Origin of the sequence: Bradyrhizobium zhengyangense, assembly GCF_022012555.1 — a bacterium.
GTDB classification, from domain to species: domain Bacteria; phylum Pseudomonadota; class Alphaproteobacteria; order Rhizobiales; family Xanthobacteraceae; genus Bradyrhizobium; species Bradyrhizobium zhengyangense.
Genome location: NZ_JAKLTZ010000019.1, coordinates 48,169 through 61,092, shown reverse-complemented (window position 1 = coordinate 61,092; position 12,924 = coordinate 48,169). Strand labels below are relative to the sequence as shown.

At 63.4% G+C, this 12,924-nt stretch carries 15 protein-coding genes; 11 read left to right on the top strand and 4 right to left on the bottom strand.

Annotated elements, in window-relative coordinates:
* The first annotated feature begins 115 nt into the window (after nucleotides 1–115).
* The gene (locus tag L6639_RS37255) at nucleotides 116–307 is read left to right on the top strand and encodes a hypothetical protein (protein ID WP_237866489.1); all 192 of its coding nucleotides are present in this window, start codon (nucleotides 116–118) and stop codon (nucleotides 305–307) included.
* A gap of 124 nt (nucleotides 308–431) precedes the next feature.
* Here L6639_RS37255 and L6639_RS37250 read toward each other — a convergent pair whose 3' ends face one another.
* On the bottom strand, nucleotides 432–824 hold the full coding sequence (locus tag L6639_RS37250; protein ID WP_237866488.1) for a nuclear transport factor 2 family protein: 393 nt from the start codon (nucleotides 822–824) through the stop codon (nucleotides 432–434).
* A gap of 155 nt (nucleotides 825–979) precedes the next feature.
* Between L6639_RS37250 and L6639_RS37245 the strand changes: the two genes are divergently transcribed.
* Together L6639_RS37245 and L6639_RS37240 are read left to right on the top strand one after the other, a co-directional pair.
* Nucleotides 980–1,654 carry an HAD family hydrolase gene (locus tag L6639_RS37245; RefSeq protein WP_237866487.1) on the top strand — a complete coding sequence of 225 codons (675 nt, stop codon included), beginning with the start codon at nucleotides 980–982 and terminating at the stop codon, nucleotides 1,652–1,654.
* Nucleotides 1,655–1,761: 107 nt separating this feature from the next.
* Entirely contained in the window at nucleotides 1,762–2,607 is an 846-nt protein-coding gene (locus tag L6639_RS37240) for a DeoR/GlpR family DNA-binding transcription regulator (protein WP_237866485.1), read from the top strand.
* Between the two features lie 4 nt (nucleotides 2,608–2,611).
* Here the strand turns inward: L6639_RS37240 and L6639_RS37235 are convergent, their stop codons facing one another.
* Complete coding sequence (locus L6639_RS37235) at nucleotides 2,612–3,028, bottom strand: type II toxin-antitoxin system VapC family toxin (protein WP_237866483.1); 417 nt, start codon at nucleotides 3,026–3,028, stop codon at nucleotides 2,612–2,614.
* Nucleotides 3,028–3,279, bottom strand: coding sequence for a type II toxin-antitoxin system prevent-host-death family antitoxin (locus L6639_RS37230; RefSeq protein WP_237866482.1), 252 nt, complete (start codon nucleotides 3,277–3,279; stop codon nucleotides 3,028–3,030). The genes L6639_RS37235 and L6639_RS37230 overlap by 1 nt, the downstream gene beginning before the upstream one ends.
* A 268-nt stretch (nucleotides 3,280–3,547) precedes the next feature.
* On the opposite strand from L6639_RS37230, the gene glpD reads away from it, so the two are divergent.
* From glpD to L6639_RS37190, 8 genes are all read left to right on the top strand, one after another.
* Nucleotides 3,548–5,098, top strand: a complete 1,551-nt coding sequence (gene glpD / locus L6639_RS37225; protein ID WP_237866481.1) for a glycerol-3-phosphate dehydrogenase — start codon at nucleotides 3,548–3,550, stop codon at nucleotides 5,096–5,098.
* Entirely contained in the window at nucleotides 5,095–6,171 is a 1,077-nt protein-coding gene (locus L6639_RS37220; RefSeq protein WP_237866480.1) for an ABC transporter ATP-binding protein, read from the top strand. The genes glpD and L6639_RS37220 overlap by 4 nt, the downstream gene beginning before the upstream one ends.
* A gap of 12 nt (nucleotides 6,172–6,183) precedes the next feature.
* The gene (locus L6639_RS37215; RefSeq protein ID WP_237866479.1) at nucleotides 6,184–7,269 is read left to right on the top strand and encodes an ABC transporter ATP-binding protein; all 1,086 of its coding nucleotides are present in this window, start codon (nucleotides 6,184–6,186) and stop codon (nucleotides 7,267–7,269) included.
* Nucleotides 7,269–8,243 carry a carbohydrate ABC transporter permease gene (locus L6639_RS37210; protein WP_237866477.1) on the top strand — a complete coding sequence of 325 codons (975 nt, stop codon included), beginning with the start codon at nucleotides 7,269–7,271 and terminating at the stop codon, nucleotides 8,241–8,243. The genes L6639_RS37215 and L6639_RS37210 overlap by 1 nt, the downstream gene beginning before the upstream one ends.
* Nucleotides 8,243–9,049, top strand: coding sequence for a carbohydrate ABC transporter permease (locus L6639_RS37205; protein WP_237866476.1), 807 nt, complete (start codon nucleotides 8,243–8,245; stop codon nucleotides 9,047–9,049). Before L6639_RS37210 ends, L6639_RS37205 begins: the two co-directional genes overlap by 1 nt.
* 10 nt (nucleotides 9,050–9,059) lie before the next feature.
* Nucleotides 9,060–9,389 (top strand): DUF2160 domain-containing protein, encoded by a 330-nt coding sequence (locus L6639_RS37200; RefSeq protein ID WP_237866475.1) that lies wholly within the window; start codon nucleotides 9,060–9,062, stop codon nucleotides 9,387–9,389.
* Between the two features lie 75 nt (nucleotides 9,390–9,464).
* Nucleotides 9,465–11,246, top strand: a complete 1,782-nt coding sequence (locus tag L6639_RS37195; RefSeq protein ID WP_237866473.1) for an ABC transporter substrate-binding protein — start codon at nucleotides 9,465–9,467, stop codon at nucleotides 11,244–11,246.
* 168 nt (nucleotides 11,247–11,414) lie between these two features.
* A complete protein-coding gene (locus L6639_RS37190) occupies nucleotides 11,415–12,125 on the top strand; it encodes a hypothetical protein (RefSeq protein ID WP_237866472.1) in 711 nt (236 codons plus the stop codon).
* Here the strand turns inward: L6639_RS37190 and L6639_RS37185 are convergent.
* A complete protein-coding gene (locus L6639_RS37185; RefSeq protein ID WP_237866471.1) occupies nucleotides 12,114–12,920 on the bottom strand; it encodes a tetratricopeptide repeat protein in 807 nt (268 codons plus the stop codon). The genes L6639_RS37190 and L6639_RS37185 overlap by 12 nt on opposite strands.
* Between the last annotated feature and the right edge of the window lie 4 nt (nucleotides 12,921–12,924).

Sequence of the window (12,924 nt, the reverse complement as noted above, 5' to 3'; positions counted from 1 at the left end):
TGACGTTCAGGCGTACTCAATAGCCCGTCGATTCGGGGTGGAAACGGCCGATTTGCCCTCAGGAACCTTTGGGCAGAACCGTCGTTATTTGCCCGCATTGAGGACTCTACGGGCCATGCCGGACAGCTACATCATCGAAGTTAATTCAGAGACCGCGGGCATCGTCGTTCGCGGTCAGGGCGGCTACTGCTTCTTCGCCTCGTCCCACCAATTCAATCGCCTCGAAGGCCAACTCTTCCGTAACGCCCGCGAAGCCGAACGCGCTGCGCGCAAACTGGTGAATGGCGATGTGAGGGAGGCGGCGTAGTGGCTGCTGGTCGTTCCGGCGCGCAACGCGAGCCCGGAATTGATCACGCTGCAGAAATTGCCGATCAATAGATTCCGCGCCATGCAGATTCCGCGCCCTGCGCGTTCTCGAATGACGCCGACGATCACAACTTTGTCGCGGAGCGTGACAACAGCCTCCACGCGTCGCCCTGTTTCTGCCAGTTCATCAGGATGTGAAGGCTGTTTGCCACTTTCTTTCCGTCGGTCACCATCTCGGCCATCCAGTGGAAGCGCACGATCGCGGCAGGGCCGACGATCTTGATGGTCGGATCCTTGTACGCAATCGACAGGAATTTCGTCTTGCCGTCTGTGGCATTGGCGACGAAGGCCGCCTTGTCCTCGAGGAAGCCGTTGGAATGGCTGTAGCTCAGATCGTCCGCGCACAGCGCGCTGAGCGCCTTTGGATCGGCCGCGATCTGGGCGAGGCGAAAGGCCTCGACGTTCTTTGCCACCGCCTCATGGTCCGTCGTGGCAGCATGATCGCGATTCAGTGTCATTACATCCTCCGGTCTTGATCTTGCGCCCACTGTTGCAGCCGAGTGCGACTTTGTCGAGTGGCGCGTGGTCGCCATGCGCCTGCGTCATTGCGCGCGCGAGGCTCTATTGATACGTGTTCGGCATTGATGCGCCGCGCATTCGGGAAAGTGCTGACATGATCGAAACTCTTGGAAGGGCATTGCTGTTCGACATCGACGGCACGCTCGCCAACACCGACCCGCTGCACTTGAAGGCGTTCAACCAGGTGCTGGGGCCGCGCGGGCATGTCTTCGACCACGCGCGCTTCTCGAAGGAACTGCAGGGCTTCGCCAACGTGTCGATCGGCGAACGCTTCCTGCCTGACGAGACATTGGAGCGCCGCGCCGAGATTCTCGGTGAGAAGGAAGAAGTGTTTCGCGACCTGGTCGCAGGGCAGATCGAACCGTTGCCGGGTCTGATGGCGCTGCTCGACCGCGCGGATGGCGCCGGCGTTCCCATGGTCGCCGTCACCAATGCGCCGCGTCTCAATGCCGAGCTGTTGCTCTCCGGTCTCGGCATCACGCATCGCTTCAAGACACTCGTGATTGGTGATGAATTGCCGTACGGCAAGCCGCATCCGCTGCCCTATCAGGAGGGGTTGCGCTTCGTCGGCGCCAGCGCTGCAGCCTCGATCGCGTTCGAGGATTCGCGCTCCGGCGTGCAGTCGGCCACCGCCGCCGGTATCCCGACCGTCGGGATCCGGACCAGCCTCAGCGATGCTGACCTTGTCGGCGCAGGCGCGATCGCCTCAGCAAGCGCTTTCGACGATCCCACGCTGCTCGGGCGGCTCGCGCGCGCCATGAACTGGTAAGAGATGGCCTGGTAAGAGATCTTCATCCATTAACCGTGATCGGCATGCGCATTGACCGCGCCCGCGAGAAGCCGCACCATGCATCATTCTGACGTGAGGCCATTGCTGTGACCGGATTGACCCATCGCCAAGCCGAAATCCTCAACATCGCCCGCGCCTCCGGCCGCGTCATGGTCGAGGAGCTGGCGCGCCGGTTCGAAGTGTCGGCGCAGACCATCCGCAAGGACCTCAATGATCTCTGCGAGCGCCGATCGCTCACCCGTATCCACGGCGGCGCCATCATCGCCTCCGGCGTGGAAAACCTCGCCTATGAGGCGCGCCGCTTCGTTGCCGCCGACGAGAAGAAGGCGATTGGCGCGGCCGCCGCCTCGCTGATCCCGAACGGCTGCTCGCTCTTCATCAACATCGGCACCACGACCGAGGAGGTGGCGAGCGCGCTGACCTCGCACGAGGATCTGCTGGTCATCACCAACAACCTCAATGTCGCGATGCTGCTCTATCGCCATCCCCGCATCGAGGTCGTGGTCGCCGGCGGCACGGTGCGGCGCGCCGATGGCGCCGTGGTCGGCTCGACCGCGACGCAGCTGATCGGCCAGTTCAAGGTCGACTACGCCATCATCGGCGCCTCCGCGATCGACGAGGAGGGCGCGCTGCTCGACTTCGACTATCGCGAGGTGCAGGTGGCCCAGGCCATCATCGCCAACGCCCGCAGCGTCATGCTGGTCGCCGATTCCACAAAGCTTCGCCGCAGCGCGCCGGTCCGCATCGCCCACATGACCCAGATCCAGACCTTCGTGACCGACCAGGAACTGCCCGAGCGCCTCGCCACCATCTGCCACAGCAAGGGCATCGAGGTGGTGGAAGCGATGCCAAAGGGCGCTGACATCGACGAGAGCCAGGCCGAAGTCCAGGATGCGGCGCCTGAAGCCGCGCCGGTGGTGAGGCTGCGCTAGCGGCTCAGCCCGCGTCCCACGGGTTGAGCAGCGGCACGCCCGTAGGTTCGAAATCCTCCACATTGCGCGTGACAACCGTCAAGCCGTGAACAAGCGCGGTCGCTGCGATGAGAGCGTCGCGTTCAGCCCGTGGGTTGGGGACGTGAAGTTGTGCACAGCGCTGCGCGACTGGCGTATCAATCGCCAGGATTCGCCCTTCGAAGCGAGCCAGAATCTGACCGTCGATCCAGGCGCGCAGGACGGCACCTTGTGCTGCGTCCTTGCGCGCGATCAGGCGTGCGCCAAATTCGATTTCGAGAATCGAGATGGCGGACACGAAGAAGTTCGTTGCAGCAACAGAATTGGCCCAGACGACGACATTGGGATTGGCTTTATCCGGTCGTCGGAGCTCGGAAATGACATTGGTGTCGAGCAGAAACATCAGTCGAGATCGGCGGGCTTGAAGATTTCGCCGGATACGCGAGGCGGATTGAAGTCAAAGTCCGCACTGGTTTGCGCCAGAGCCTCGGCAAGGCTCATGTGTCCGCCGCTCAGACGCAAATAATCCTCGATCGTCAGAAGCACATGGGCCGGGCGACCGCGATCGGTAATGAAGACAGGTCCTTGCGACGCAGCTTTTTTTGCACCGCTGGTGTCCTGATTGAATTCTCGGCTGGTGAGGGTGGTCACCATCGTCAGCACTCCAATTGAGGACGCATCACACGTGCGCAAAGATATGTAGATATGTTGCTACATTCAAGGCTGTAGGCGGCGCCTGCCGTTCAATCGCGCCCGATGCCCGGGAAATCGCCCATCTACCTGCCGATTTTTGCGCCATCTTGATCGGTGGAAAGTTCCATTTTCGCTTTCTTTCGTCTCTCTTTCGTCTTGCTTTCGTTTTGCGGTGTGATCTAATCAAAAACGAAAGCTGCCGCGCGACTGAACGAGCGGTTTCCGGGGGATGCGTCTGTTGGAGCGTATTTTCGACCTCGCCATCATTGGAGGCGGTGTTAACGGTTGCGGCATCGCGCGCGATGCCGTGGGCCGCGGCAACACTGTTTTCCTGTGCGAAATGAACGATCTGGCGAGCGGGACGTCGTCCTGGTCGACCAAGCTGGTGCATGGCGGCCTGCGCTATCTCGAATATTACGAGTTCCGCCTGGTCCGCGAAGCGCTGATCGAGCGCGAGATTCTCTGGGGCATCGCGCCCCACATCATCCGTCCCCTGCGTTTCGTTTTGCCGCATCACGCCGGCCTTCGCCCGGCCTGGCTGCTGCGCCTTGGCCTCTTCCTCTACGATCACATCGGCGGTCGGCATCTGTTGCCGGCGACCCGTTCGCTCGATCTCAGGCGCGACGAGGTCGGCAAGCCGCTGATCCCGAATCGCTACGGCCGCGCATTCGAATATTCCGACTGCTTCGTCGATGACGCCCGCCTGGTTGTGCTCAATGCGCGAGACGCCGCCGACAAGGGCGCCGAGATCCGTACCCGCACCCGTGCGACTGACATCAAGCAGTCCGACGGCGTCTGGACCGTCAGCATGGTCGACACGCTGACCGGCGCGCGCTCGCAGGTCCAGGCGCGTGCCCTGGTCAATGCCGGTGGCCCCTGGGTCGAGGACGTGCTCGGCCGCGGTGCCGGCGTCAACGCGAAAGCCAAGGTGCGCCTGGTGCAGGGCTCGCACATCGTGGTCAAGAAACTCTACGACCACGATCGCGCCTACATGTTCCAGAACGCCGATGGCCGCATCATCTTCGTCATCCCCTATCAGGACGACTTCACGCTGATCGGCACCACCGACCGCGATTATGACGGCGATCCCTCCAAGGTGAAGGCGACGCCGGAGGAGATCGAGTATCTCTGCAAGGCCGCCAGCGAGTATCTCGCCAAGCCCGTGACATCGGAAGACGTGGTCTGGACCTATTCCGGCGTGCGACCGCTTTATGACGACGGCGCCAGCGAAGCCAAGGCCGCGACCCGCGACTATGTGTTCGAGCTCGACACGCCCGGCGGCTCGCCGCTGCTGTCGATCTATGGCGGCAAGATCACGACCTACCGCCGCCTTGCCGAAGAGGCGCTGGAGCGGCTCGCGCCCTATCTTCGCAGTGCGAAGGCGCGCGAAGGCTGGACCGGCAAATGGCCGCTGCCGGGCGGGGACATGGACGTCTCTGCCGTCGATGGTCTGATCGCCGAGCTCCAGCGCGGCTATCCCTTCCTGAGCCATGAGCATGCGCGTCGTCTCGCGCGCGCCTACGGTACCCGCGCCATCAAGCTGCTGGGCGACGCCAAATCGGCGGCCGATCTCGGCCAGGCCTTCGGCGCAACCCTGACCGAACGTGAGGTTCGCTACCTGATGATCAACGAATGGGCGGTGACCGCCGAAGATATCGTTTGGCGCCGCTCCAAGCTCGGTCTGCGGCTGTCTGCCGACGAGATTGCCGCACTGGACGACTGGATCAGCACGCACATTGTATCGCAAAGTCCTCTGCTGGAAGCAGGAGGACGCTCATGAGTGTGACACTCGAGCACGTGACCCGGACCGTCGACGGTATCGAGCATATCCGCGACGTCTCGCTGACTCTCGAGAGCGGCACGCTCAACGTGCTGCTCGGGCCGACGCTGTCTGGCAAGACCTCGATCATGCGGTTGCTCGCCGGCCTCGACAAACCGACCATGGGCAAGGTGCTGGTCAACGGCAAGGACGTCACTGGCATCGACGTGCGCCAGCGTTCGGTCGCAATGGTGTATCAGCAGTTCATCAACTACCCCTCGCTGACAGTCTACGAGAACATTGCCTCGCCGCTGCGCGTGCAGGGCAAGCCGCGCGCGGAGATCGAGACGCGCGTGGCGGAAGCCGCCAGGCTGTTGCGGCTCGAGCCGTTCCTGAAGCGAACGCCGCTCCAACTCTCCGGCGGTCAGCAGCAGCGCACCGCCATGGCGCGCGCGCTGGTAAAGGGTGCCGATCTCGTGCTGCTCGACGAGCCGCTCGCCAATCTCGACTACAAGCTGCGTGAAGAGCTGCGCGCCGAGCTGCCGCGCATCTTCGAGGCATCAGGCGCGATCTTCGTCTATGCCACGACCGAGCCGACCGAGGCGCTGCTGCTCGGCGGCAACACGGTGTGCATGTGGGAAGGCAAGGCGCTCCAGATCGGCGAGACGCCCGGCGTCTACCGCCGTCCCCAGACGCTGCGGGTCGCGCAGGTCTTTTCCGATCCGCCGCTCAACCTCGTCGGCATCGAGAAGAAGAACGGCTCCGTGCAATATGCGGGAGGCATCGCCGCGCCGGCGTCCGGCCTCTATTCCTCGCTCGCCGATGGCGCCTACCGCGTCGGTTTTCGCGCCCACCAGCTTGCGCTCGCCAATGGCGAGACTGACCGCCACGCCTTCCATGCCACTGTCACGGTGACCGAGATCACCGGTTCGGAGAGTTTTGTGCACTTGACCCGCGACGGATCGAACTGGGTTGCGGTGTTGCACGGTGTGCACGAGTTCGAGCCCGGCCAGACCATTGATGCCGTGCTCGATCCCAATGATGTTTTTGTCTTCGACGCGGCTGATCGCCTCGTCGCGGCACCCGGTTCCTGAGGGAGATGCGCCATGGCCCGCATTGACCTCGTCGATCTCGCTCACTCCTACGGCGGCAATGACGCGCCGCAGGAAACCTTTGCGCTGAAGCCGGTCACCATGACCTGGCGGCAGGGCGGCGCCTATGCGCTGCTTGGGCCCTCCGGCTGCGGCAAGACCACGCTGCTCAACGTGATCTCCGGCATCATCACGCCCTCGCGCGGGAAAATCCTGTTCGACGGCCAGGACATCACACCGCTGTCAACGCAGAAGCGCAACATCGCCCAGGTGTTCCAGTTCCCGGTGATCTACGACACCATGACGGTGGGGCAGAACCTGGCGTTTCCGCTGAAGAACCGTGGCGTGCCGAAGGCCGAGATCGACAGGCGCGTCGCCGAGATCGGCCGCCTGCTCGACCTCGAACCCTATCTGAACCGCAAGGCGACGCGGCTCACCGCCGACGCCAAGCAGAAGATCTCGCTCGGCCGCGGCCTCGTCCGCTCCGACGTCGCCGCCGTGCTGTTCGACGAGCCGCTGACGGTGATCGATCCCGAATTGAAATGGCAGCTCCGCTCCAAGCTGAAGGCGCTGCATCGCGAGCTCGATCTCACGATGATCTACGTCACCCACGACCAGACCGAGGCGCTGACCTTCGCCGACACCGTCGTCGTCATGCATGACGGCCGCGTGGTGCAGAGCGGCACGCCGGCCGAGTTGTTCGACAAGCCCGCCCACACCTTCGTCGGCTATTTCATCGGCTCCCCCGGCATGAACATCCTGCCGGCCGAAGTGAAGGGGCGCGAGGCCAAGGTCGATGGCCATGTCATTGCGCTGAACCGCAGCTACGACAACCTGCCCGCTGGCGCCAAGATCGAGATCGGCGTGCGTCCGGAATTCGTCGACGCGGTTGCGCCGGCCCCCGGCCTGCTCAGCGCAAGGATCGAGCGCATCGACGACCTCGGCCGCATCCGTTTCGCGCGTGTGCGCCTCGGCGAGGCCAGGATCGCGGCGCGTGCGCCGGCGGGCTTCACCGGCTCCGATGGCAATGCGGGGCTGAAATTCGATCCGGGACACGTCCACGTCTATGCCGACAGCCTTCTGGTGGAAGGAGCCGCCTGATGGACAAGACCGTCAACCAAAAAGCCTGGTTCCTGGTGCTGCCGGTGTTCCTGGTCGTCGCGTTCTCGGCGGTGCTGCCGCTGATGACCGTGGTGAACTATTCGATGCAGGACACCTTCGGCAACAACCAGTTCTTCTGGAACGGCGTCGGCTGGTTCAAGGAATTGCTCGATCCCTCGACCGATCTCGGCGGCCGTTTCCTGGCCTCGCTCGGGCGCAATCTGTTCTTCTCGCTGGTGATCCTTGCGATCGAGGTGCCGCTCGGCATCGTCGTCGCGCTGTCGATGCCGCGGCAGGGCTGGACGGTCGCGGCCTGCCTCGTCACCCTCGCGCTGCCGCTGCTGATTCCGTGGAACGTGGTCGGCACGATCTGGCAGATCTTCGGCCGGCCCGACATCGGCCTGCTCGGCTATACGCTCAACGCGATGGGCATCGACTACAACTACGTGTCCGATGCAGTCGACGCCTGGGTCACCGTCATCGTGATGGACGTCTGGCACTGGACCAGCCTCGTCGCGCTGCTCTGCTACGCCGGCCTGAAGTCGATTCCCGAGGCCTATTACCAGGCCGCCCAGATCGACGGCGCCTCGCGCTGGGCCGTGTTCAAGGCGATCCAGCTGCCGAAGATGAACCGCGTGCTCTTGATCGCGGTGCTGCTGCGCTTCATGGACAGCTTCATGATCTACACCGAGCCTTTCGTCGTCACCGGCGGCGGACCCGGCAACTCGACCACTTTCGTGTCGATCGAGCTGGTCAAGATCGCGCTGGGCCAGTTCGATCTCGGCAAGGCTGCCGCGCTGTCGCTGGTCTACAACCTGATCATCCTGATCGTCTGCTGGATCTTCTACACCGTCATGACCAATGCCGGCGTCGAGCGTAAGGCACAGACGGCGAAGGAGCCGGCGGCGGAGCCCAAGCCCGCAGGCGCGCTCCAGCCCGCGCCCGCACTCACGCCGAAGGAAGGAGTGGCCTGATGCATTCGATTCCCGGCCGCCGCCTCATCATGGGGCTGTTCCTGATCTTCCTGCTGTTGCCGATCTACTGGCTCGTCAACATGAGCTTCAAGACCAACGGCGAGATTATCTCGACGATGACGCTGTGGCCGCACGCCCCGACGCTGCAGCACTACAGGCGCATCTTCACTGACGAGAGCTGGTATTCCGGCTATATAAATTCGCTGGAATACGTCGTTATCAACACCCTGATCTCGATCTCGGTGGCGTTGCCTGCGGCCTATGCGTTCTCGCGCTATCGCTTCCTCGGCGACAAGCATCTGTTCTTCTGGCTGCTGTCGAACCGCATGGCGCCGGCGGCGGTCTATGCGCTGCCGTTCTTCAACCTCTATTCGGCGATCGGCCTGTTCGATACGCCATGGGCGGTTGCGCTCGCGCACTGCATCTTCAACGTGCCGCTGGCGGTGTGGATACTCGAGGGCTTCGTCTCCGGCGTGCCGCGCGAGATCGACGAGACGGCCTTCCTCGACGGCTATTCCTTCCCGCGCTTCTTCGTCCGGATCCTGGTGCCGCTGATTGCAAGCGGTATCGGCGTCGCCGCCTTCTTCTGCTTCATGTTCTCGTGGGTCGAATTGCTGCTGGCGCGCACGCTGACGTCGGTCAATGCCAAGCCGATTGCCGCAGTGATGACGCGCACGGTGTCGGCGGCCGGCATGGATTGGGGCCTGCTGGCGGCGGCCGGCGTGCTCACCATCATTCCGGGCGCGCTCGTGATCTGGTTCGTCCGCAACTACATTGCGCGCGGCTTCGCGCTCGGCCGGGTGTAAGGGGGCAACGATGGAATCCATCGCATGGATGGCCTGGACGCTGCCGACCGCGATCTTCTTTGCGGCGCTGGCTTGCACTCTGGCGGTGATGACCTGGCTCGCCGCCACCTATCCCGAGGCCGAACGTGTCGGGATTCTGCGTATCCCGACCACGCGCGGCGACCGGCTGTTCATCTCGCTGATCGTGGCTGCCGTCATCCATCTGGTGTGGATCGGTCTCGTCGGCACTGACCCGATCGCAACGGTCCCGATCGGAGAGGAGGGATTTGAGATTACGAGCCTGTGGCTCGCAACCGTGATTTCGCTTGTCTCAGGCGCGGTGATTTTTCGCACCGTCTGAGGCAGGCGAGAAAGAGCAGATCCGGGGTCTACCCGGGCCTGGATTTTAGTTTGTCGCTTCAACCGGAGGAAACTAATGCGACACTTGAGAACGACCAAGGCCAGTCTTCTGACCATGAGCAGCGCGGTTGCGCTGATCGCGGCTTCGGTGACGATCGCCGCGCCTGCACGCGCGGACGAAGCCGCCGCCAAGAAGTGGATCGACAGCGAATTCCAGCCGTCGACCCTCTCGAAGGACGACGCACTGAAGGAAATGCAGTGGTTCATCAAGGCCGCTGAACCCTTCAAGGGCATGGAGATCAACGTTGTCTCCGAGACGCTGACCACGCACGAATACGAATCTCGTACGCTGGCGAAGGCGTTCGAGGAAATCACCGGCATCAAGGTCAAGCACGACATCATCCAGGAAGGTGACGTCGTCGAAAAGATCCAGACCCAGATGCAGTCGGGCAAGAACGTCTATGACGGCTGGATCAACGACTCCGACTTCATCGGAACGCACTTCCGCTATGGCCAGGCGGTCGACCTGACCGACTGGATGGCGAAGGACGGCAAGGACGTCACCGACCCGATGCTCGACGTCAACGACTTCATCGGCAAGTCGTTCACGACCGCGCCGAACGGTCACCTCTATCAGCTGCCCGACCAGCAGTTCGCGAACCTCTACTGGTTCCGGTACGACTGGTTCACCAATCCCGACTACAAGGCCAAGTTCAAGGCCAAGTATGGCTACGATCTCGGCGTTCCCGTGAACTGGTCGGCCTATGAAGACATCGCCGAGTTCTTCACCAACGACATCAAGGAAGTCAACGGCGTCCGTGTCTATGGTCACATGGACTACGGCAAGAAGGATCCGTCGCTCGGCTGGCGTTTCACCGACGCCTGGCTGTCGATGGCCGGTAACGGCGACAAGGGCATTCCGAACGGTCTGCCGGTCGACGAATGGGGCATCCGCATGGAAGGCTGCCGTCCCGTCGGCTCGAGCGTCGAGCGCGGCGGCGACGTCAACGGTCCGGCGGCGGTCTATTCGATCGTGAAGTACCTCGACTGGATGAAGAAGTATGCTCCGCCGCAGGCACAGGGCATGACCTTCTCCGAGTCCGGTCCGGTTCCGTCGCAGGGCAATATCGCCCAGCAGATCTTCTGGTACACCGCCTTCACCGCCGACATGGTGAAGCCCGGCCTGCCCGTGATGAACGCGGACGGTACGCCGAAGTGGCGTATGGCCCCGTCGCCGCACGGCTCGTACTGGAAGGACGGCATGAAGCTCGGCTACCAGGACGTGGGATCGGCGACCTTGCTGAAGTCGACCCCGGTCGATCGCCGCAAGGCGGCCTGGCTCTACCTCCAGTTCATCGTCTCCAAGACGGTGTCGCTGAAGAAGAGCCATGTCGGTCTGACCTTCATCCGTGAATCCGACATCTGGGACAAGTCCTTCACGGAACGCGCGCCGAAGCTCGGCGGCCTGATCGAGTTCTACCGCTCGCCCGCGCGCGTGCAGTGGACCCCGACCGGCAACAACGTGCCTGACTATCCGAAGCTCGCTCAGCTCTGGTGGCAGAACATCGGTGATGCGTCGTCCGGTGCGAAGACGCCGCAGGCGGCGATGGATGCGCTGGCAGCCGCTCAGGACTCGGTCATGGAGCGTCTCGAGAAGTCGGGCGTGCAGGGTGCCTGCGGTCCGAAGCTCAACAAGAAGGAGACCGCCGAGTACTGGTTCGCCAAGTCGGCCAAGGACGGCAACATCGCTCCGCAGCGCAAGCTCGCGAACGAGAAGCCGAAGGGCGAAACCGTCGACTACGACACGCTGATCAAGTCGTGGCCGGCCTCGCCGCCGAAGCGCGCCGAAGCGAAGTAATTCGCGAGACATCATGATGGCCGGGCTCGTCCCGGCTATCCATGAAAGCGGGAGGCCGGGAGCAATCCCGGCCTTTTGTCTTATTGGCTATTGCCTTATCGGCAGTGGTGATCTGAATTGGCCAAGATCCGGTCCTGGATGGCTCGGATTCAGACGCGAGACTTCACCATGCGAATGATTTTCCGTTGCGATCCAAAGCTGGCCGGTCATCTGCTGCAGCCCTTTCCGGCGCGCAGCGCCTTGCCGGACTGGCTGCGGGCAATGCCGGCGACGGCGCATTCGGACATCCACGACCGCGACATCCGCACGGTCAAGCAGTGCCCGCCCTTCGTCGATGCGATGGCCTATGGAGTCATGATTCCGCTGCCGTGCGACATCAGGATCGAGTCAGGGGAGTTTTCGTGGGATTGGGACATCCCCGAGCCGGAGACGGCGGGGCATCCGCGCGCGCCTCTGAGCTTCCATCCCGCTGCGCAGTTCGCTGCTGCGCCTTTCGCGAACGGACGCTCCGCCATCAAGTTCAACAGCTTCTGGACCATCGAGCTCGAGCCCGGCTGGTCGCTGTTCGCGACGCATCCCGTCAACCGGGATGACCTGCCGTTTCGCCTGGTGTCGGGCCTGGTCGACGCCGATCGCTTCCACGACGGCGGCATCAATTTTCCGGCCGTTTGGATCAAGCCCGAATTCTCAGGTGTCCTGGAAAAGGGCACGCCTTTCGCGCAATGCTTTGCCGTTCCGCGGCAGGCGCCCGAACTGATGTTCGAGTCCTTCGACGAGGCGCATCGGCAATCCTACGCGAAGGTTGTCGCCGAAGTGCTGGCTGCGCCCAACGTCTACCGGAAGCAGTTTCGCGCAAAACGCGGGCGGCTAACGCGCTAGAGCGCGGCGCAGCCCGTCCTCGTCGAGCCAAAGACGGCCGTGCGAGGCCGACGTCAGCGCCATTGCGATCGAGCCGAACAGCTGTGGACGCAAGCGATAGGCCTGGGCAAAGGCACCCATGGCGGCGTCGACGTCTCCACCCTCCTGCAGGGCAATGCCGAGGTTGAGTGCGGCCTCGGCATGATCGGGCTTGAGCTCGAGCGCCTCGCGGTAGGCGGTGGCAGCGCCGGTGTGATCGCGCAGATCCTGCCGCGCAACGCCGAGATCGAACCACACCGAAGCCGGCGCGCTCGCTGCGACCGCTTTCGCGAGCAGGCTTGCGGCGGTGGCGGGATCGCCGTCTTCCCACGCCAGCCGTCCAAGCCGCGCCGTCGCTTCCTGATGACCGGGGACGACCTTGAGGATCGCCTGCCACGCCCCGCGCGCCTGATCTCGCAGTCCGGCCATATCGAGCGTCCGGGCCTTCTCGACGAACATCTCGCGCTGCGGGCTGGTGGCGATCGCGGCATCGAGATGTCCGAGCGCGGCGTCGAGCTGGCCTTCGCTGCGCGCGATGCGGGCGGCCAGCAGTCGGGCCGGCGCATTGTTGGGCCGCTTGGCCAGACTGACGTCGATATGTGCGTGAGCCGGGGCGATGACGCCTCTGGAGAACAACACGGCGGCCAGCAGATGATGCAGCACCGGATCGGCGGGCGCGCGTGCAAGGCCTTTTTCGCATAGACGCTGCGCCTCGTCCGGCTTGCCCGCATTGAACGCGTCAGCCGCGCGGCGAACGAGTGTCTCAGTGTCATCCATCGCC